Source organism: Mammaliicoccus sp. A-M4, from assembly GCF_022386955.1.
GTDB classification, from domain to species: Bacteria; Bacillota; Bacilli; order Staphylococcales; family Staphylococcaceae; genus Mammaliicoccus; species Mammaliicoccus lentus.
This window is the reverse complement of the sequence record NZ_JAJNHH010000003.1, coordinates 85153-105198: the sequence shown is the minus strand read 5'-3', so window position 1 is coordinate 105198 and position 20046 is coordinate 85153. Positions and strand designations below refer to the sequence as shown.

20 protein-coding genes are annotated in these 20046 nt (G+C 31.8%); 13 read left to right on the top strand and 7 right to left on the bottom strand.

Annotation, left to right across the window (positions count from 1 at the left end):
• The first annotated feature begins 17 nt into the window (after positions 1–17).
• Positions 18–596: a LemA family protein gene (locus LQ682_RS04110; RefSeq protein WP_017000619.1), complete on the top strand. Its 579-nt coding sequence runs from the start codon at positions 18–20 to the stop codon at positions 594–596.
• Positions 596–1432 (top strand): TPM domain-containing protein, encoded by an 837-nt coding sequence (locus tag LQ682_RS04105; RefSeq protein WP_070044694.1) that lies wholly within the window; start codon positions 596–598, stop codon positions 1430–1432. Before LQ682_RS04110 ends, LQ682_RS04105 begins: the two co-directional genes overlap by 1 nt.
• Positions 1433–1589: 157 nt before the next feature.
• Here the strand turns inward: LQ682_RS04105 and LQ682_RS04100 are convergent, their stop codons facing one another.
• Complete coding sequence (locus LQ682_RS04100) at positions 1590–2837, bottom strand: S1C family serine protease (protein WP_064204361.1); 1248 nt, start codon at positions 2835–2837, stop codon at positions 1590–1592.
• Positions 2838–3008: 171 nt separating this feature from the next.
• Between LQ682_RS04100 and LQ682_RS04095 the strand changes: the two genes are divergently transcribed.
• Both LQ682_RS04095 and LQ682_RS04090 read left to right on the top strand, forming a co-directional pair.
• Entirely contained in the window at positions 3009–3638 is a 630-nt protein-coding gene (locus LQ682_RS04095; RefSeq protein WP_064204360.1) for a lysophospholipid acyltransferase family protein, read from the top strand.
• A 186-nt stretch (positions 3639–3824) separates the two neighbouring features.
• Positions 3825–4943 carry an HAD family hydrolase gene (locus LQ682_RS04090; protein WP_103269445.1) on the top strand — a complete coding sequence of 373 codons (1119 nt, stop codon included), beginning with the start codon at positions 3825–3827 and terminating at the stop codon, positions 4941–4943.
• Between the two features lie 197 nt (positions 4944–5140).
• Here LQ682_RS04090 and serA read toward each other — a convergent pair whose 3' ends face one another.
• The 3 genes from serA to LQ682_RS04075 form a co-directional block, all read right to left on the bottom strand.
• Positions 5141–6739 (bottom strand): phosphoglycerate dehydrogenase, encoded by a 1599-nt coding sequence (gene serA, locus LQ682_RS04085; RefSeq protein ID WP_017000623.1) that lies wholly within the window; start codon positions 6737–6739, stop codon positions 5141–5143.
• Positions 6732–7889 carry a pyridoxal-phosphate-dependent aminotransferase family protein gene (locus LQ682_RS04080; RefSeq protein ID WP_064204357.1) on the bottom strand — a complete coding sequence of 386 codons (1158 nt, stop codon included), beginning with the start codon at positions 7887–7889 and terminating at the stop codon, positions 6732–6734. Before LQ682_RS04080 ends, serA begins: the two co-directional genes overlap by 8 nt.
• Before the next feature lie 102 nt (positions 7890–7991).
• A complete protein-coding gene (locus tag LQ682_RS04075; RefSeq protein ID WP_017000625.1) occupies positions 7992–8435 on the bottom strand; it encodes an SACOL1771 family peroxiredoxin in 444 nt (147 codons plus the stop codon).
• A gap of 74 nt (positions 8436–8509) precedes the next feature.
• Here LQ682_RS04075 and LQ682_RS04070 point away from each other — a divergent pair, with 74 nt between their 5' ends.
• Positions 8510–9262, top strand: a complete 753-nt coding sequence (locus LQ682_RS04070; RefSeq protein WP_103269447.1) for a glycerophosphodiester phosphodiesterase — start codon at positions 8510–8512, stop codon at positions 9260–9262.
• A 54-nt stretch (positions 9263–9316) separates the two neighbouring features.
• Here LQ682_RS04070 and rpsD read toward each other — a convergent pair whose 3' ends face one another.
• Positions 9317–9919 (bottom strand): 30S ribosomal protein S4, encoded by a 603-nt coding sequence (rpsD, locus tag LQ682_RS04065; protein ID WP_017000627.1) that lies wholly within the window; start codon positions 9917–9919, stop codon positions 9317–9319.
• 224 nt (positions 9920–10143) lie between these two features.
• Positions 10144–10608 carry a GAF domain-containing protein gene (locus LQ682_RS04060; RefSeq protein WP_017000628.1) on the bottom strand — a complete coding sequence of 155 codons (465 nt, stop codon included), beginning with the start codon at positions 10606–10608 and terminating at the stop codon, positions 10144–10146.
• A 136-nt stretch (positions 10609–10744) separates the two neighbouring features.
• Between LQ682_RS04060 and ezrA the strand changes: the two genes are divergently transcribed.
• The 4 genes from ezrA (at position 10745) to LQ682_RS04040 (ending at position 15783) form a co-directional block, all read left to right on the top strand.
• Entirely contained in the window at positions 10745–12442 is a 1698-nt protein-coding gene (ezrA, locus tag LQ682_RS04055; protein ID WP_103269448.1) for a septation ring formation regulator EzrA, read from the top strand.
• A gap of 168 nt (positions 12443–12610) precedes the next feature.
• A complete protein-coding gene (locus LQ682_RS04050) occupies positions 12611–13756 on the top strand; it encodes a cysteine desulfurase family protein (RefSeq protein ID WP_103269449.1) in 1146 nt (381 codons plus the stop codon).
• Positions 13746–14963: a tRNA uracil 4-sulfurtransferase ThiI gene (gene thiI / locus LQ682_RS04045; protein ID WP_103269450.1), complete on the top strand. Its 1218-nt coding sequence runs from the start codon at positions 13746–13748 to the stop codon at positions 14961–14963. The genes LQ682_RS04050 and thiI overlap by 11 nt, the downstream gene beginning before the upstream one ends.
• 46 nt (positions 14964–15009) lie before the next feature.
• On the top strand, positions 15010–15783 hold the full coding sequence (locus tag LQ682_RS04040; protein ID WP_017000631.1) for a sulfite exporter TauE/SafE family protein: 774 nt from the start codon (positions 15010–15012) through the stop codon (positions 15781–15783).
• 225 nt (positions 15784–16008) lie between these two features.
• On the opposite strand, the gene LQ682_RS04035 is transcribed toward LQ682_RS04040, so the two are convergent.
• Positions 16009–16812: an NAD kinase gene (locus LQ682_RS04035; protein WP_017000632.1), complete on the bottom strand. Its 804-nt coding sequence runs from the start codon at positions 16810–16812 to the stop codon at positions 16009–16011.
• Between the two features lie 86 nt (positions 16813–16898).
• On the opposite strand from LQ682_RS04035, the gene sppA reads away from it, so the two are divergent.
• The 4 genes from sppA (at position 16899) to LQ682_RS04015 (ending at position 20042) form a co-directional block, all read left to right on the top strand.
• Positions 16899–17894: a signal peptide peptidase SppA gene (gene sppA, locus LQ682_RS04030; RefSeq protein WP_064204352.1), complete on the top strand. Its 996-nt coding sequence runs from the start codon at positions 16899–16901 to the stop codon at positions 17892–17894.
• A 12-nt stretch (positions 17895–17906) separates the two neighbouring features.
• A complete protein-coding gene (locus LQ682_RS04025; protein ID WP_017000633.1) occupies positions 17907–18467 on the top strand; it encodes an RDD family protein in 561 nt (186 codons plus the stop codon).
• A gap of 68 nt (positions 18468–18535) precedes the next feature.
• Positions 18536–19036, top strand: a complete 501-nt coding sequence (gene tpx / locus LQ682_RS04020) for a thiol peroxidase (RefSeq protein WP_017000634.1) — start codon at positions 18536–18538, stop codon at positions 19034–19036.
• A gap of 61 nt (positions 19037–19097) precedes the next feature.
• Positions 19098–20042, top strand: a complete 945-nt coding sequence (locus tag LQ682_RS04015) for a class I SAM-dependent methyltransferase (protein WP_017000635.1) — start codon at positions 19098–19100, stop codon at positions 20040–20042.
• Positions 20043–20046: the final 4 nt, after the last annotated feature.

The window sequence follows — 20046 nt, the reverse complement described above, 5'->3', positions numbered from 1 at the left end:
TGAAAGGAAGTTTAATAATGAAAAAATACTTAGCACCCATAATTACTGTTGTAGCAGTATTTGTTATTCTTGGTTTAATCATGATTGGACCATATAACAGGTTGGTAGGATTAGAAGAAGAAGCGGACAAATCTCTATCTAATATCGACAACCAATTACAACGACGTGTAGATTTAATACCTAACTTAGTTGACACAGTAAAAGGTTATACGAAACATGAAGAGAAAGTGTTTAAAGATGTTTCAGATGCAAGAAGTAAATTAGCCGGTGCAAATACGCCACAAGAAAAAGCAGAAGCAAATGGTGAAGTAAATAGTGCATTAAGCCGTTTAATAGCGATAAGTGAAAATTATCCAGACTTAAAAGCAGATAAACAATTCACAGGTTTAAGAGATGAACTTGCTGGAACAGAAAACAGAATTGCTGTTGCAAGAAAAGATTATAACGATTCTATTAATGAATATAATCAAGCAACACGTAAATTCCCATCAAGTATCATAGCTGGTTTATTCAATTTTGATAAGAAAGAATACTTCCAAGCAAAAGGTGAAGCAAAGGATGCACCTAAAGTTGACTTTGGTGGAGATGATTCTTAATGAATCAATTTTTAAAACGCGTAAATTTATTAATAATCGCAATTTTACTCACGTTTAGCTCGACAGCTTTTGCAGCGGATAAATTTCCTAAACTTGAAAAGCCAGTATTTGTTCAAGATCACGCTAATTTAGTATTAGATAAAGATAAGAACAACATAAATAAAAAAGGTCAAAAACTACAAGATGGTACCGACGCAGATATTATGTTAATGACAATGAAATCAATTGGTCAAACACCTAGACAAGACTATGCGCTCGAGGCAGGACGTCATTATAAAGTAGGCGACCAGAAACATAACCGTGGTATAGTTATTCTACTTAATTTAGATAATGGCAATGAAAATAATAATAGAGGTATAGATATAGCTGTTGGAGATGGACTTGAAGGCGTATTAAATGATTCAAAAGTAGGACAATTAATAGATGATAATTTTATGCCTTATCAAGAAAAAGCAGCAAAAACTTCCGATAAAAATAAATCTAAAGCATATTATAGTAAAGGTTTAACTAAATTGTATGACGCAGTTTGGGACGAAATTGCTAAAAGCTATGGATATGACGGAAAAAAATTTACTGAGGATGAACCACAAAGTAGTGGTTTAGGTAAAATTCCCTTTATAGTATTTATTATTTTTATCATTATATTTTTCATTATTTATTTCTTAAATGGTGGAGGTAAACCACCACGAGGCGGTACAAGAAGAAGAACGAGAAGAGGTTCGGCTGGACCGTTTATGTTTGGTGGGCCACCTGGTAGTTCCGGTGGCGGATTTTCTGGCGGCGGTTTCGGCGGAGGCGGCGGCTTCTCCGGCGGTGGTGCTGGCAGAGGATTCTAATAACACATACACTGCCTTTATAAAGAACCAGGCTGAGACATTAAAATGTGTAATAGTCATGTTTTTATAAAAATAAGCATATCACTTATGAACTAAAATATTAGTTAAGTGATATGCTTATTTATTTTGAATTAATATTTATGCCCCTAGTTAGTTTTTAATTCTGTTCTTTTAATGTGACTTTTGCTGATTTTTCTTTACCATCTCTAACGACTTTTAGAGTGATTTTGTCACCTGGTTTTTTATCATTATAAATATAATTTCGAATATCCGAATCATCTTTAACTTTCTTACCATCTATTTCAGTGATGACATCGCCCTTTTTAATTCCATTATTTGCTTTCTCGTCAACTTCTGAAATGTATACGCCACTATCAACAGTAAGTTTTAATTCTTTTTTATATTGGTCAGGGATATCGTCGATTGAAATCATACTAATACCAATGTATGGTCTAGTTACTTTTCCATCGTCCATAATATCTTTAATGATATGTTTAACTTCATTACTTGGTATGGCAAAACCTATACCTTCAACATCTTGTCGTGATATTTTCATAGAGTTAATACCGATTAAATTACCATTTAAATCGACAAGAGCACCACCAGAATTACCTGGGTTGATTGCAGCATCAGTTTGAATAACAGTTGCTTCTGTAACACCTTCAGATGTTTGAACATTCATAGTACGTTCTTCAGAAGATATAATACCTTGGGTAACACTATTTGCAAATTCTACACCAAGAGGATTACCTAGTGCAAATACAGTTTCACCAGCTTTAACTTTTGAAGAATCTGCGAATTTAACAGGATTAATATCATATTTACCATCAATTTTAAGTACTGCTAAATCTGTCATAACATCTTTACCAACTAATTTAGCTTTTACAGCTTTATCGTTATGAAGTCTAACTTCAATTTCATTAGCACCTTCAATAACGTGATTATTAGTCACAATATAAGCGCTATTTTTATCGACTTGATAAATCACGCCTGTTCCGGCACCAGTTTCTTGTGATTCATCTGAACCTTCAGAATTATTACCTCCAAAAAATGATTCTAAGCCACTCACTTTTTGTTTGTTTATAACTCCGACAATAGAAGGGGAGACATCTTCGACCATTTTAGAAACCGAATTGTTTTTCGCTTCCTTATCTTTAGTGTTTCCACCTTTTTCACTTGCTGGCGCGTTTGTAACATTGGCATCATCATTGGTTGAATTAAATACATCCAATAATTTAGAACCGCCAAAAAATAGTGCAAGTATTAAAGCTGCACCAAGAATACCTGATAAAAATGGAATAAGACAACTTTGGTACCACGGAATATTATTTTTCTTTTTGTAGTAATATTCATTTGAAGTACCATTTAGTTGATTTGAATTTTGATTTTGATCATTTTGATCCATGTTTACTTAACGCCTCCTTAATGCTATCCATAAAATAATTATTATAGAAATCAAGAAAAATTGCCAATAATATGATGTATTTTAATTGTTACAATATTTTGTATGAAAACTTGAGACTAAAGTTGTAGAGTGATAAAATATGAATATCATTAAGAAGAGAGTGGTCAACATATGTATAAATTTGCAAGTAGTGTATTGTATTCAGTGTTTCAAAAATTCGGAAAACAACTCGTGATTATTAATAAAGAAAAAGTACCAGAACAACCATATATTGTGACATGTACACACAGTGGTTATGTTGAAGTAATTATGTTAGCACTAAGTTTATATCCTACAGAAATTCATTATATGGCTAAAAAAGAATTGTTCTCTAAAGACTGGTCAGATAAGTTTTTCCATTCGTTAAATGCTTTTCCAGTAGATAGAGAAAAACCAGGACCAAGCACTTTAAAAACACCTGTAAAACTATTAAACCAAGGAAAAAGCGTAGGAATATTTCCATCTGGACATAGAGCAGAAGCGGGCGAAGCGCCACTAAAAAGAGGCGCTGCAACAATAGCTGTCTTAAGTAATAAACCTATTATACCTGCAGCGTTTGAAGGACCTAAAAAAGTGAAGTCTATTTTTACATTTAGACATAAATCTTTTATCAAATATGGCGATCCTATAAATCCAAGTGAATTTCCTAGTGATATGAAAAAAAGTGAAAAAATTGCAAAAGTAATGGAATTATTAGAAGAAAGAACAAATACACTTCAAAAAGAAGTAACTTATATTGCTAATAAAGCTAATAAAAAATAACAATTTATCTTAAGAAAGCGAGGCAGAAATCTTATTTTTTAATAAGAATTTCTGCCTCGCTTTCTTAAATATTTATAGAATTTTAATATAAAACGTTTTCATTTAAAAGGACCACAATATCTACTGTTTTAAATATATAGATATGATAAAATTATAATCAGAATGTTCTAAAAATGGAGGCATATTATGAAACAAATATTGTTCGATGTAGATGGTGTGTTTTTAAGTGAAGAAAGGTGTTTTGACGTTTCGGCTTTAACTGTATATGAAATGTTATATAGTGACCAATTTTTAAATTTACAAAGCACTATAGATTTAACTCATTTAAGTGAAAATGATATTAGAAAAATTAGAAAAGATGTATTTCTGGATGACAAAATTTTAAATCAACTTAAATCATTAGGCTTAAATTCCAATTGGGATATGCTTTTTATAGTGATTAGTACACATTTAATTGATTTATTAAAAAAAGCAAATACAAGTAAATTTGACTTGAGTAATCAAAACTTTTCTATAGAAACATTAAAAGGGTGGTCTATAGAATTAAGTAACTATAATATCGAGCTTGAAACGCCACTTGAATTTTTATCTCAAGCAACTTCTGGTAAAGAAAATATTTACTCTGACTTAATTGAATTTGCAAAATCCCAATTAAATATTGAAGATGCTTCTATTTTTGAATTGAAAAGCCGTTTCTGGGATATCGCGCAAGAACTTTATCAAGAATGGTATTTAGGTTTCGAACTATATGAAGAAGTTGAAAAGAAATCAGCTAAAACTGATTTTAAGAAAGGCTACATAAAAGAAGAAGTTGTGTTAGCAGACATTACTAAAGTAAATGAATTATTAACTGATTTAAAAAATAATGGTTTTCAAATTGGTATAGCAACTGGGAGACCAAGAACAGAAACACTAGTGCCTTTTGAAACGATTGGTTGGTTAACACAATTTGATGAATATCATATTGGTACTGCTTCGGAAGTGCTAAATGCTGAAACTACATACCCAGAGCACAAACCTTTAGGTAAACCAAACCCATTTAGCTATTTAATAGCACACGGTGGTAATAGTGATGAAAATTATTTAACTTATATTAATAAGCAAGAAGAAGCATTTAAAGATAAAGAAATATATATAGTAGGCGATTCGTTAGCAGATCTTCTAAGCGCTAAGAAAACAGGCGCAACTTTCATAGGCACTTTAACAGGACTGAAAGGGCAAGCAGCTAGAGCAGAATTAGAAGAAAATGACGCAGATTATATAGTAGATAATGTATTGGATATTAGAAATATACTAATTAAATAGAGTTGATAAAGATAATAAAAAAAGTCTGGAACATAAATAATTGTCCCAGACTCTCTTTTTGTATTGGCAGTAGATGACTGGTATGAAAATGCGCTTATAACAAGTTTTTTTCATACCTAGTCATCCTTGCCGGGGTGGGACTACGAAATCTTTTTAATAAAATGAGATTTCTGTCCCACTCCCTTTATATTTATAGATTAATCTATTGGTTTATCTAATTCTACTTTATTAATTCTTTGGAAACCATCAATGCCATAAAGGTCTGAAATAGTTTCATCAGTTGCTTCTTGGTCAATTGAAAGTACCATCATTGCTTCGCCGCCGATAGAATGTCTACCTAAGTGCATTGAAGCGATATTTATTTTATGCTCTCCAAGTAATTGTCCCATTTTACCAACAATACCTGGACGGTCATTATGATTAATAATTAACATATGTTTTTCAGGCTTGAAATCTACCGGATAGTCGTTGATTCTTACGATGCGAGGACCATATCCATTAAGAACGGTTGAACCAATTTTAACTGAATGTTCTTTATTGATTAACTCAAGTTCTATATAGTTACTGAAACCATATTTTTTACTATTCTTCTCAATTTGATAAGTTACACCTTGTTCATTTAGTAAAACTAATGCATTTATAAGGTTAACGTGATCGCCTAAATCTTGTTTTAGCACACCCATTACTAATTGGCGTGTAATTAAACTTGTATCATCTAAAGCTATTTCACCATGATATTTAATTTTAAGTTCACGTGGTCCTTTATCAAATAATTGTATACCTACTTCGCCAGTAGTTCTACTTAACTGTACAAACGGTCTTAATTCTTCTTCGACATCACCAGAAATTTGAGGGGCGTTCACAGCATGTAAAACATTATTATTTTCAAAAATATCAATGATTTCATTTGCCACAGATACCGCTACTTTTTCTTGTGCTTCAATTGTAGATGCACCTAGGTGAGGAGTTACAATGATTTTATCGTGTTGCGTTAAAGGTGTGTTGTTTGCTGGTTCTTCTGTAAATACATCGAGTGCAGCTTTAGCAATTTTACCTTCATCTAATGCTTTAATTAAGGCGTCTTCGTCTATAATACCACCTCTAGCAACGTTAATGATTTGTAAATTTGGTTTCGCTAAATTGAAAAAGTCCTCATTTACTATACCTTTAGTTTTAGGTGTAAGAGGAGTATGTACTGTTATAAAGTCTGCTTGTTCTGCAATTTCTTCAACTGTAGCTCGTGTAACCTCTAAACGCTTTGCTTCATCGCTTGATAAATAAGGATCGAAAGCGAGTATATTCATACCAAAGCTTTGTGCTCTTTTTGCAACACCAAGACCAATTCGGCCAGCACCAATAACACCTAGTGTTTTTTGATATAACTCCGTACCGCGGAATGTTTTTCTATCCCAGTTTCCTTCTTGCAATGAACGATGAGCTTCAGGAATATTTCTAGCCATCGCTAAAATCATAGCCATAGAATGTTCAGTTGCAGAAATTGTATTACCATCTGGTGCGTTGATTACTAATATTCCTTCTTTTGTTGCATAATCAACATCAATATTATCAACGCCAACACCTGCGCGTGCAATCACACGTAATTGTTTTGCAGCACTTAATATAGGAGGAGTTATCTGAGTCTGACTTCTTACTATTAATGCATCGTAATTGCCTATAATTTCAGTAAGTTCTGATTCAGATAGACCTGTGTTAATATCAACTTCAAAATTATCATGTTCTAATAAACTTTTTAGACCTTCTTCTGAAATTGGGTCTACGACTATAACTTTAAACATATTGATTAATTACCTCCTGGAATTTTGTGATACCTTTTCCGAGTACGGATGTACCTCTTAGTTCTGATAATACAATTTCTAATGCACTAATGAATTTCAACATATCATTAGGCGACACTTTACCCATGTGTCCAACTCTTAAAATTGAACCTTTAAGATGTTGTTGACCACCAGCAATTGTTATATTAAAACGATTTAGTAATTCATCTTTAATTGGTTTTACTTCTTCTTTATTAGGTACAAAAGCTGTAACAGTAGGGGATGCAAATTGATCTTCTACTAATAAATCGATATCTAATGCTTTTATACCAGCTCTAACAGCTTCTTTACACACTTCGTGACGCTTAATAGTATTTTCGAATTGCTCTTCATTAATTAAATCACAATAAGTTTGAACACCTCTTATAAGTGAAACTGCTGGTGTGAAAGGAGTAGAATCATCATTTAATGAAGTAATGTATTTATTTAAGTCTAAATAAAAACGTGATGTTGTAACTTCTTTAAATCTTTCTATAGATCGATCATTATACGCTACAAAAGCAGCACCTGGAGGTAGCATGATAGCTTTTTGACTACCCGCAACTAATAAATCAATATTGTCTCTTTCCATATCTACGTCTACAGCACCAATGATGCTTACACCATCTACTACAAAATAAATATTTGGATCAATATCATGTACTAATTTACCTAATTCACGGATAGGATGTTTCACTGAAGTCGATGTTTCACAAAATTGAGTGAATACAGCAGTTATATTTTCGTCGAGTGCATTAATATATGCTTCGAATTCTTCTATGTCTACACCATTTCCCCATTCAACTTCAAAAATATGAGCGTTAAATGGATAGGAAGCAGCTATCTTTTTAAACCTGTCTCCAAAAGCGCCTGATACTATAATCACGATATGGTCGTCTGGGTTTACGATATTGACCATTGCCGCCTCTAAAGCGCTTGTTCCAGAAGAAGTAAGGATAGCTACAGGGTTTTTAGCCCCAAAAATTGTTTGTAGATCTCTTGATGCTTGATGAATAATTTGACTAAATTCCTTTGTTCTATGACCAGTCATAGGTAAGTTCATACTTTCTAGAATTTGCCTAGGAACTGTCGTAGGACCTGGTGCGAGTAATAAAGAATCATGTTGATACATATTTATATACACTCCTTATTGAATTTATGTTCTATATTGTAGCAAAGAAAATAATAAAAATATAGTGAATTTATAGAAAATTCAGATTAAAACGCTTTCATATCAATATCTTACTTCACCACTGGCAATAACTTGAACATTTCCAGCTAAGGCACGTGTCACCATACAAGATTCTTCTGCTTTTTGAACAAGTCTTTTAAGTTTTCCTTGTAAATCTTCATCAGGTTCATCCCCAATATAAATTACAGGATAGTGTTCTATTTTTTTATAAGTAATGACACCATTTTCCACATCAACATATCCTTTTGAATCAACTTCAATTCTTTCGATTTCAATTTCAGAACGCTCAATCATTGCCGCTAAAGTAATCATATAACAAGTTGAAGCTGCGCCTAGTAACATTTCGTCAGGATTTGTGCCAATTTCAGGTCCGTCCATAACCTCTGGAATCGAAACTCTCGTTGATAAATTATTAGTTGTAATATGGCCTGAAGTATTTCTACCTTTAGTCCATGTTCCTTTTAAGTCAAAAATATGTGTAGTCATAATTATTTTTCCTTTCTTTAAATAAATAATTTTAGGTATACTTTACATTATGACGGATAATTAAGGAGTAGACAATGAATCTGAACAGTATAAATTCAATAATTAAGGTAGCACATAGAGGTGTTCCTTCATTGATACCTGAAAATACGATAGCATCTTATAAATATGCTCTCACATTAAACATCGATATGTTAGAAATTGATATACATAGAACTAAAGATGGAAAATTAGTTGTTATGCATGATCCTACGACTGAAAGAACAACTTTAGAACAAGGTACCATTAAAGATTTAACTTATGATGAATTATTAAAATATGATATAGGTAAATGGAAAGGAGAGAAATTTATAGGAGAACGTATACCATTGCTACAAGAAGTATTACAGCTTATCAAGCCTACCAATATTAAATTACTAATAGAAGTTAAACATCCAGATAAATATCCAGGCATAGAAGAAGAATTAATAAATGAAATTATTAAGACAGGGCTTGATATCAATCGTATTATTATCCAATCATTTGATAGAAACAGCGTGAAAAAGGTTCGAGAATTAAATAAAAATATAAAACTTGGTGTGCTGATAAGTAAAAGACATCGTCTTATTAGAAATGATACAATACAAAAAATAAGTGAATATGCTCAGTATTTAAATCCAAATTATAAATTGCTTACGAAAGGGTTTGTGAAAAGTATACATGCGCATGGTTTAAAAATATTACCTTACACTGTAAATGATTATCATAATTTTGTAAGAATGATAAAAATTGGAGTAGATGGCGTTATTACAGATTATCCTCAAAGTTTAAGTGAATGGTTAAATGAATAAAATCTTATAAAAAAATCCCCGCTCCGAATGGAGTGGGGATATAAATTTAAACTATTAACGAGAGTAGTACTCAACGATTAATTGTTCATTGATTTCAGCAGGTAATTCACTACGTTCTGGAACGCGTACAAATGATCCTTCTAATTTATCAGCATCAAATGTTAAGTACTCAGGTACGTGGTTACTTAATTCTACAGATTCAGCAACAATGTTTAATTTTTGTGATTTTTCACGAACACCAATAGTTTGACCTGGTTTTAAAGTGTAAGATGGGATGTCTACGCGACCACCATCTACAGTGATGTGACCATGGTTAACTAATTGACGTGCTTGACGACGAGTACGTGCTAAACCTAATTGGTATACTACAGCATCTAAACGAGAAGCTAATAGTGCCATGAAGTTGTCACCGTGAACACCTTGCATGTTACCAGCTTTGTCGAAGATAGTGCGGAATTGACGTTCGTTAATTCCGTACATGTAACGTAATTTTTGTTTCTCTTGTAATTGCATACCATACTCAGATAATTTTTTACGTTGAGTAGGGCCGTGTTGTCCTGGTGCATATGGACGTTTTTCTAATTCTTTACCTGTGCCGCTTAATGAAATACCTAAACGACGTGATTTTTTCCAGTTTGAACCTCTAAATCTTGCCATTTTGAAGTTCCTCCTTTTTCTTGTTTGATTGTTATGAAGAAACAAGAAAGAATGTTAAATGCTCATATGGATATGTTATATTTGTGTGCCTTCACCTTGCAGCCGCGGTTACACAACACGCCTTCTTTGGGAATAACATAGAGCCCTATAATATTTAACTGCTACTTCCGTTAATTCACACAAAGAATAGTATACTGTTCTTGATGGGTAATGTCAAACTATTTTTAGATATAGAGATGCTTTTCGAGTACTTGCACAAGTTGTTCTAAACCATCTTTATCTTTTTCTGTAAATCTTGCTTTTATTGGTGCATCTATATCTAACACACCGATAACTTCTTTGTTATAATATAGTGGTATAACTATTTCAGATTTACTGTTTGCATCACAAGCTATATGCCCAGGGAAGGCATTGACATCATCTACAAGCTGAGTTGAGTTATTTTCTACAGCTGTTCCACATACGCCTTTACCAATTTCTATATCAACGCAAGCAGGTAATCCTTGAAACGGACCAAGTTTTAATGCATTATTCTTAATAAGATAAAAACCTACCCAATTAATTTCGGGTAAAAATTGATTAATAAAAGCAGATGTATTACTTAAATTTGCAATTAGGTCTTTTTCACCTGATAAAAGGCCATCTAATTGTTTGCTTAATAGTGAATAATTCAAATTATGTTCAGACATATTTATTCCTCTTTTCATTATTTTTTTAAATTATAAATCTATTTTAGAACTTTAGATACAAATTGCACAGAAAAAGGTTTGTTGGATAAATATTTTACGTTATAATAAAGAGAACGATTTAGGAGGAGAATACATAATGGCAATTTATATAACACTTGCAATTATCATCATTATATTAATTGGTATTGGTATAATGTTATGGTTGCGTACATCAAAGCGAACTTTGATTACTGAGACTGAACAGCGTAAACAAAAAATTAAACAATTACCGTTTCAAGATGAGTTAGCTAAACTTAAAAAATTAAATGTGCGAGGCGAAGCTAAAGATAAGTATGATCAATTTAAACGAGAGTGGCAAACAGTGCTACAAGAAGATTTGAAAGTAGTGGATGCTAAAATACATGATGCCGATGCAGAGCTAGATAAATTTAAGTTTTCGCAATCGGAAGAAAGTATAGCTGATGCAGATAAGATTATGGATGGCATCGAAAAGAAATATACGCGCTTAACTCAGAGTGTTACAGAATTAATTACAACAGTAGAATCAAGCGATAAATTGTATGAAGAATGTAAGCAAATCTACAGAGAAACCAAAAGAGAAGTGTTAGCAAACAGACACCAATTCGGTGATGCAGCTGATTTAATCGAAAAAAATATCGAAGCATTTTATCCTAGAATTGAGCAGTATGAAGAACTTATTGATGAGGGACATTATGTTAAAGCAAAAGGTCATATTGATCAATTACATACAGATATGAAACGCATGCAAGAAGACATGAATGAAATTCCTCTATTAATCAAAGACGTTCAAAAAGAATTACCAGGACAATTCCAAGATTTAAAATTTGGTTGTCGCGATTTAAAAGTAGAAGGTTATAATTTAGAACATGTTAAAGTAGAAAGTACTTTACAAACTTTAAGAGGCAGATTGAATTTAGTTGAACCATTAATAGGTAGATTAGAACTAAGTGAAGCTGAAAACATTATTACTGAGATTAACGATTCATTAGATGATATGTACGATTTAATCGAACATGAAGTTAAATCTAAAAATACAGTTGAACAATCTAAAGAAATTATTACAGATGAATTATTCCATGCTAAAGATATGAACTATACGCTACAAACAGAAATTGAATATGTAAAAGAAAACTATTATATTTCTGAAGAAGACGTTCATAAAGTAAGACAGTATGAAAATGAGATTCAAAATTTAATAACTGTATATGATGAAATTTTGAGTGAAATGGCAAAAGCAAGTGTTAGATACAGTGAAGTAGAAGATAATTTACTATATATTGAAGAACACGTAAAAGTTATTAATGACAATCAAGAAAAAATTCAAAATCACCTTGTTTCATTACGTGAAGATGAAGCAACAGCTCAACAAAACACACTTAGAGTTCAATCTAAGAAAGAGGAAATATACAGAAATCTACTTGCTTCAAATTTACCTAGCGTACCTGAAAGATTTATCATTATGAAAAATGAAATCGATCATGAAATACGCGAAGTTAATAAAATCTTTAGCCAAAGACCGATTAATGTTCAGTTTGTGAAAGATAAAGTGAGCAATATCGTTTTACAAATGAATAAGTTTGAAGATGAAACAACAGACGTTTTAATTAATGCAGTTCATGCTGAAACATTAATTCAATATGGTAATAGATATAGAAAAGAAAATAACGAATTAAACAAAAGTCTTAATGAAGCAGAAAGACTTTTCGCTAATAATAGATACAAGCGTGCAATAGAAATTTCAGAAGCGGCTTTAGAAAAAGTTGAACCTGGAATCAGTGATAAAATCGAAGAAGAAGTTTATCAGCAAAATTAATAAATATTTATAATAACAAGCTAGAACAAATTATTGTTCTAGCTTGTTATTTTTGGATAATCAATTGTCAAACTTCATTTTTTCACGTTAGCTACTCTATCATTTTTAAGTATATCTATACCATTTGACTTGTGGTATCATTATATAATGAAAAAAAGAGGTGACAGTATGATATATCTAGATAATGCTGCAACTACGAAGCCTCATGAGGATGTTATTAAGTCATATACTCAAATGAACCAACATTATTTTTTTAATCCAAATAGCCCTCATGGTGCAGGAATAAAAATTGCACATTTGATTGATAAAGCAAGAAAAAATATAAAACAATACTTAAATTTAAATGATAAATTTGATGTCATATTTACTAGTGGAGCCACTGAATCAAATAATATAGTCTTGCAAGGTATGGCTCAAACGAAGAAAAGATTTGGGAATACGATTTTAACAACTAAAATGGAACATCCATCTGTACTTGAAACGATGCGAGCGTTAGAAGAACAAGGATTTAACCTGAAATATATTAATACAACTGCTGATGGTAAATTAGATTTAAATTCTTTAGAAAAGCTACTTAATGATGATGTCATCCTTGTAACTTGTATGCATGTCAATAATATAATGGGCCAAGTTCAACCTATAGAAGAGATTAGCAAAATGCTTGAAGCTTATCCTAAAGTTCATTTTCATGTAGATGGTGTTCAAGGATTTGGTAAAATCCCTTTAGATATCAATTTAATGGATAGTTATAGTTTAAGCGCTCATAAATTCCATGGATTAAAAGGTTCTGGAATTTTAGTGTTGAACCAACTCAGATCTATTAAACCAATCATATTTGGTGGGGGACAAGAATACGGTATTAGAAGTGGTACAGTAAATGCCCCAGTTAATGTTTCTTTAGCTAAAGCTATGAGATTTATGCAAGAGAATTGTGAACAACATCGTAAAGTATTATATGCGAAGGGATCTGAAATTAGAACGTTTATAGAAAGTTATGAAGGTATAGTAATTAACTCTCCGACCGACGCAGCTCCATATATTTTGAATATTTCATTTCCGGGAGTAAAAGGTGAAGTATTGGTTAATGCTTTTTCAAAATTTGATATTTACCTTTCAACTACAAGTGCATGTTCTTCGAAAAAAAGTTCGCATAATGAAACGCTAAAAGCTATGGGTATGAGTAATAGTCGTATAGAAGGTAGTATAAGAATTAGCATAACGTATGATATAACAGAAGAACAAATCGAAACATTTAAAGAAGCCTTTAATAAAGTATATATAGAAGTAAAGGAGTTATTAAAAAATGAATTATGATCATATATTAGTTAGGTACGGTGAATTAACTTTAAAATCAGGCAATAGAAAGATGTTTGTAAATAAGTTAAGAGCAAACATTAAAGATCGCTTAATGCCACTACAAGGATATAAGGTACGTGCTAATCGAGATAGAATGTATATAGATGTCTATGAAGGTTCAGATATTGAAGAAATGATGACACGTATAACGTCGGTGTTTGGTGTACATTCAGTTAGCCCAGTAGTAAGAATTGAAAAAGAGTTAGATGTTATGAAGGAAATTGCACTTCAATTCGCGAATGAATTTAATGATGGTGACACATTTAAAATAGATGTTAGACGTGCAGATAAGACATTTGAAATGGATACTTTTCAACTAAACCAAGCTCTAGGTGGTCATGTACTCGAAAACACTAACAACATCACGGTTGATGTTAAACAGCCTGATCATAAAATTAAAGTAGAAGTAAGAAAAGATGCAATTTATATGTATAATAAAGTCCTAGAAGGTGCAGGAGGTTTACCTGTAGGAACTGGGGGTAAAACTTTATTAATGCTTTCTGGTGGAATAGATTCTCCAGTAGCTGGCATGGAGGTAATGAAACGTGGTGTAACAATTGAAGCTATTCATTTTCATAGCCCGCCATATACTAGTGAACAAGCAAAACAAAAAGTTATCGACTTAACGAAACAGCTTTCTTATTTAACAGGGGACATTAAACTTCATATTGTACCTTTTACGAATTTACAAAAACAAATTCATAAAGTTGTTGAAGAAAGTTATACAATGACAAGTACGAGAAGAATGATGCTTCGAATTACAGAAAAAGTTGCTCATAATATTGGAGCACATGCTATCGTTAATGGAGAAAACTTAGGACAAGTAGCTAGTCAAACTCTTGGCAGTATGTATGCAATAAATAGTGTTACATCTATGCCTATTTTAAGACCACTATTAACATTCGATAAAGATGAAATTGTTAAAAAAGCACAAGCTATTAACACTTTCGATTTATCGATTCAACCTTTTGAAGATTGTTGTACAATTTTTACGCCGAAAAACCCGAAAACAAATCCAAAATTAGAAAAAGTAGAATATTTTGAATCGAATTTTGATTTTGGTCCATTAATTGATGAAGCGGTAGAAAATGTAGAAACAATCACAATTTCTAAACATGATGATATTCAAAAAGAGAAAGAAGAATGGATGGATGATCTACTTTAAAATAGACGTTGGGATGTCGTATTCATAAAGTAGAGGAGATGAGACGATGGAGTTTGATATTAATATCCTACTCATCATTATAGTATTTGGTTTAATTGCGTCATTTATAGATTCTGTTGTAGGTGGCGGTGGTTTGATTTCTTTACCGGCGCTACTAGCGGTTGGAATGGATCCAGCGGTTGCGTTAGGTACAAATAAATTAGCAAGTTCTTTTGGTACATTTACAAGTACAATGAAGTTTATTAAAGCAAAAAAAGTGGATTTTGATATTGTCGGAAAGTTATTTCCTTTAAGCTTTATCGGCTCAATCTTCGGAGCAATAACTGCGACCTATTTACCACCAGAATATTTAAAGCCGTTAGCTATTATCATTCTTGCTCTTGTTACAGTGTATTCCATTGTAAAGAAAGATTGGGGAGATATTAACCAATATAAAAAATTATCATTAAAAAAGGCGATACTTTTTATTATTGGTGTAATTGTTATTGGTTATTATGATGGCTTCTTAGGTGGTGGAACAGGTTCGTTTTTCCTATTCATGTTGTTATTAATTGGCCTTGACTACTTACATGCAGCAGGTAATGCAAAGTTTTTAAACCTTGCTTCAAACGTTGGTGCTTTATTATTGTTCATGTTTCTCGGACAAGTCAATTATGTATATGGATTATGTATGGCCGCATCAATGGTAGCAGGTTCATACTTAGGAGTGACGTTTGCTATTAAAAAAGGCGTTTCTTATGTAAAAGTATTATTTATTGTTGTGACTATCATTTTGATTATTAAAAATATTTATGATTATGTGACTGTACAGTTAATGTGATTAAAAATAACATGAGACAGGGAGATAATTCCTTAGCTCAAAAATCCTCCTAATCCGTTGAGATATTAATTTACAAATTAGGAGGATTTTTAATATATACGATTTTAAAATATAGGCCTATAATGCTAACGAGCTTGTTAATAATTTCTTGCACGTTAGAGGTCATTACCTCACATATATATAATAAAAGCCCGAAACATAAATGTGTCTCGGGCTTTTTTTCTATTATAAAAATTTCCTTTGTACTTTGCTCCAAAATGAATTGTGTGGGAGTCTGAGTGTACGTATATATTTATTTTTTATTTGAAGTCTAACAAACTCAGTTTCTTGTATACTTAATGCTTCATTATCTAATCCCATGATAGGATAATAATTGCCTTCTTTATCTAATACAATTTTAAGGGTACGCGTTTCGCCTAAGACGACAGAACTACTTACTGTTCTAAAGTTATTATTATTTAATGAAGCAATTTCAGTTAGTTGCATGCTTCGAATCATCGGGTCAATTATAGCGCCATCTAAAGATTTATTATAACCTGTTGAACCTGTAGGGGTAGAGATTAGTAAACCATCACCATTAAATGCTTCAAAGTATTCATCGTCAATATAAATTTCCATCTTCATTGGCTTAATAACACTAGATTTAATGTAAAAATCATTTAAACACATATATGACATCTGATCGTTAAGGTTTACTTCTAAAACTGGGTATTTACGGACCATTACATCATTTGAATTAATAGAATCGATCAAGTTTTGTATGTCATCAACACTAAAATCAACATATAAGTAATTTTGATCTAAGCGTGTACGAATCCCGACATAAATTTTGTCTTTATTAAAATTAGTTTTGCGACATGCCTGTAAGAAGCTACCATCCCCTCCAATTGAAGCGATAATATCCGCTTCTTCGTGATTATTTACGAATTTAAAGCCATATGGTTCCATCTGTGCTTTGATTTCGTCACATGTTTGAAGTATGTCTTTATCTTTAGATGTGAAAAAATAAATATGTTTATTAGAATTCATAAAATCTTCCTCCCAAATTGTTACAGTTGATATGAAAGTCTGTTATCATTATAAATGTAAAATCTTAAAATAGAAAGGAAGATAGTATGTCAAAAAGGTTAGTTGCAATTATTATTGCACTAGTACTTGTTATTGGTGGTATTGTGATGAGTACAGTAGGTGTATTTCTTGATAATTCTTGGAAAAATACTGTTACAGGTTCTGACGGCATAAGTGAATCAGTCCAATCAGGAAGTGATAGCAGTAGTAAAATAGTTAAATTATCTGTTGATGGAACTATACAAGATACTGGAACTGAAGAATCATTATTCAGTGGCAGTGGGTATAATCATCAATCATTTTTAAAGAAATTAGATAAAATTAAAAAAGATAATAGCGTAAAAGGTGTCTTATTAGAAGTTAATTCACCAGGTGGTGGTACATACGAAAGTGACGAAATACATAAAAAACTTGAAGAAATAAAAGCGAAAAACAAGAAAGTTTATGTACAAATGAAAAATATGGCTGCATCTGGGGGATACTACATCTCTACTCCAGCTGATAAAATTTATGCAGGTTCACAAACTTTAACTGGTTCATTAGGGGTTATTATTTCTAGTATTAATTATGCTGAACTAGCAGATAACTTAGGCGTAAAAGATCAATCAGTTGTTTCAGGTAAACATAAACAAATATTAAACCCTATGAAAGATATGTCTAAAGAAGAAAAAGACATTATGCAATCAATCATAGATGATAGCTATAAACAATTTGTTAAAGTTATTAAAGATGGCAGAGATATGCCAGAAGATAAAGTTAAGAAATTAGCAGACGGAAGAATATATTCTTCACAACAAGCAAAATCAAACGGATTAATCGATGAAATTGGTTATGAAGATGATGCAATTAAAGATTTAAGAAATGCAGTAAAATCTAAAAATGCACAAGTAGTTACTTATGATACAACTGGTTCATTCATGAACTTCCCAATGGGAGCTAAAAGTAAAATTTCATCTATGTTAGGTTTTGATGATATAAGTAAATATGAAGCACTTATTAAAGCAAATAATTCACCACAACCTATGTATCTATATGGTGAGTAAGGAGGATTTTAAATGACTGAAGTACATTACGAACAAGTCGCTTCTTCTCGTGAACAAAGTGACATAGAACGCACTGTAAATAAGTATATGTCTAGTATAAAATCTATCGTATTTGCTGGATTCTGGGTTCGATTTTTAGCTTATATCATTGATTTACTTGCTTTAGCTGGGTTTAAAGGTATTGTATTAGGACCGCTATTCGCGTCAACAAGTATTAAGAGTGAGTACCTATTCGTACCATATTTCAGTGTTGAAAATATTGTTAGCGCATTGATATTTTATTTATATTTTGTGTTAATGACTTATTATTTTAAGGCAACATTAGGAAAAATGATACTTGGCTTGAGTGTTTATCGAGAAGATGCAAAGCCGTTAAAATTTACTGATGTGTTATTTAGAGAATGGATAGGTAGAATTATTTCGGGCATATTGCTTGGCTTACCTTATATAGTCGTAGCATTTAATAAAAAACATAAAGGTATTCACGATTACTTTGGTGATACAGTTGTTTTGAAAAATAAATACATTGAAATGAGAAAAGACTTCCAAAGAGTAACGAGTCAAAACTCATAAACAAATGAATTTCAAAGTCTCTTTAATCATGATAGAATATACCTATCAAGATTAAGGAGGCTTTTTTAATGGCGCAAGTTACATTCAAGAATGAACCTATTACATTAGTAGGTAAAGAAGTAGAAGTAGGTTCAACAGCACCAGACTTTACTGTATTAGCAAATGATTTATCAGAAAGAACTTTAAAAGACTATGAAGGTAAAAAGAAACTCATTAGTGCCGTACCTTCTTTAGATACAGGTGTTTGTAGTCAACAAACTCGCAAATTTAATGAAGAAGCAGCAGATGTACAAGATGGAGTTGTTCTAACAATTTCAAACGACTTACCATTTGCTCAAAAGAAATGGTGTGCAGCTGAAGGTTTAGAAAACGTAATTACATTAAGTGATCACCGTGACTTATCATTTGGTGAAAATTATGGTGTAGTAATGAAAGAATTACGTTTACTAGCACGTTCTGTCTTTGTATTAGATAAAGACAATAAAGTTGTTTACTCAGAAATTGTGAGTGAAGGCACAAATCACCCAGATTATGATAAAGCTTTAGAAGCTTTCAAAAACTTAAACTAATAAACAACTATAAAGTGCTGTCCATATGAATGGGCAGCTTTTTATACGAAAGAGGGCAATTATGACTGAAGAAAAAAATATTATGGAAACATTGTATGAGAAACTGGATGAAAATAGTAAAAAATTACATGATGAAAATGGACAAAGTTACATTGAAAACTTAGGTTTAGCAATGGAAGATATTTATACCAACCAAAGAGACCTCTTAGAACAATCGACAATACAAGAGAGAAGAAAAGCATTTCAATTTGCATATTTAAGTTTGCTAAAAGAAGAAATCATTCAACCTAATCATCAAATGACACCGGACTCAATAGGCTTTATATTAAGCTACCTTGTTAACTTATTTAATAAGAATAAAGAGGAATTAAATGTTGTAGATATAGCAAGTGGAACAGGACATTTAAGTGCGACAATAAATGAACAGAACCAAGAAAAAACTGTAATGCATCATTTAATAGAAGTAGACCCAGTATTACAGCGTGTAAGTATTCATCTTGCTAACTTCTTGGAAATACCATTTGATGTATATCCACATGATGCAATTATGCCACTGCCATTAGAAGAAGCGGACGTTGTAGTAGGGGATTTACCAGTTGGGTATTATCCAGTTGATGAACGTAGTAAAGAAATGAAATTAGGTTTCGAAGATGGTCACAGTTATAGCCATTATTTATTATTAGAACAAGCAGTCAATGCAGTGAGACCAGGTGGTTATGTATTTTTAATTGTTCCAAGTCAATTATTCGAAGGTGAAGAAGTGAAACAGCTTCAAAAATTTATTGCAACAGAAACAGAAATGCAAGCATTTTTAAACTTCCCTAAAACATTGTTTAAGACAGAACAATCTAAAAAATCATTATTAATCTTACAAAAGAAAGACTCAGGGAAAACTCATTCTGTTGAGGTATTATTAGCGAATATTCCAGACTTCAAAGCACAAGCCCAACTGAAAACGTTTTTAGATGAAGTTGATGAATGGATGAAAGAAAATCATCCTTCATAAACTG

Bases quoted from the DNA above. Each gene is read 5' to 3' on its own strand.
- LQ682_RS04110 (WP_017000619.1), top strand. From the start codon at position 18: ATGAAAAAATACTTAGCACCCATAATTACTGTTGTAGCAGTATTTGTT.
- LQ682_RS04105 (WP_070044694.1), top strand. From the start codon at position 596: ATGAATCAATTTTTAAAACGCGTAAATTTATTAATAATCGCAATTTTA.
- LQ682_RS04100 (WP_064204361.1), bottom strand. From the start codon at position 2,837: ATGGATCAAAATGATCAAAATCAAAATTCAAATCAACTAAATGGTACT.
- LQ682_RS04095 (WP_064204360.1), top strand. From the start codon at position 3,009: ATGTATAAATTTGCAAGTAGTGTATTGTATTCAGTGTTTCAAAAATTC.
- LQ682_RS04090 (WP_103269445.1), top strand. From the start codon at position 3,825: ATGAAACAAATATTGTTCGATGTAGATGGTGTGTTTTTAAGTGAAGAA.
- serA (WP_017000623.1), bottom strand. From the start codon at position 6,739: ATGTTTAAAGTTATAGTCGTAGACCCAATTTCAGAAGAAGGTCTAAAA.
- LQ682_RS04080 (WP_064204357.1), bottom strand. From the start codon at position 7,889: ATGTATCAACATGATTCTTTATTACTCGCACCAGGTCCTACGACAGTT.
- LQ682_RS04075 (WP_017000625.1), bottom strand. From the start codon at position 8,435: ATGACTACACATATTTTTGACTTAAAAGGAACATGGACTAAAGGTAGA.
- LQ682_RS04070 (WP_103269447.1), top strand. From the start codon at position 8,510: ATGAATCTGAACAGTATAAATTCAATAATTAAGGTAGCACATAGAGGT.
- rpsD (WP_017000627.1), bottom strand. From the start codon at position 9,919: ATGGCAAGATTTAGAGGTTCAAACTGGAAAAAATCACGTCGTTTAGGT.
- LQ682_RS04060 (WP_017000628.1), bottom strand. From the start codon at position 10,608: ATGTCTGAACATAATTTGAATTATTCACTATTAAGCAAACAATTAGAT.
- ezrA (WP_103269448.1), top strand. From the start codon at position 10,745: ATGGCAATTTATATAACACTTGCAATTATCATCATTATATTAATTGGT.
- LQ682_RS04050 (WP_103269449.1), top strand. From the start codon at position 12,611: ATGATATATCTAGATAATGCTGCAACTACGAAGCCTCATGAGGATGTT.
- thiI (WP_103269450.1), top strand. From the start codon at position 13,746: ATGAATTATGATCATATATTAGTTAGGTACGGTGAATTAACTTTAAAA.
- LQ682_RS04040 (WP_017000631.1), top strand. From the start codon at position 15,010: ATGGAGTTTGATATTAATATCCTACTCATCATTATAGTATTTGGTTTA.
- LQ682_RS04035 (WP_017000632.1), bottom strand. From the start codon at position 16,812: ATGAATTCTAATAAACATATTTATTTTTTCACATCTAAAGATAAAGAC.
- sppA (WP_064204352.1), top strand. From the start codon at position 16,899: ATGTCAAAAAGGTTAGTTGCAATTATTATTGCACTAGTACTTGTTATT.
- LQ682_RS04025 (WP_017000633.1), top strand. From the start codon at position 17,907: ATGACTGAAGTACATTACGAACAAGTCGCTTCTTCTCGTGAACAAAGT.
- tpx (WP_017000634.1), top strand. From the start codon at position 18,536: ATGGCGCAAGTTACATTCAAGAATGAACCTATTACATTAGTAGGTAAA.
- LQ682_RS04015 (WP_017000635.1), top strand. From the start codon at position 19,098: ATGACTGAAGAAAAAAATATTATGGAAACATTGTATGAGAAACTGGAT.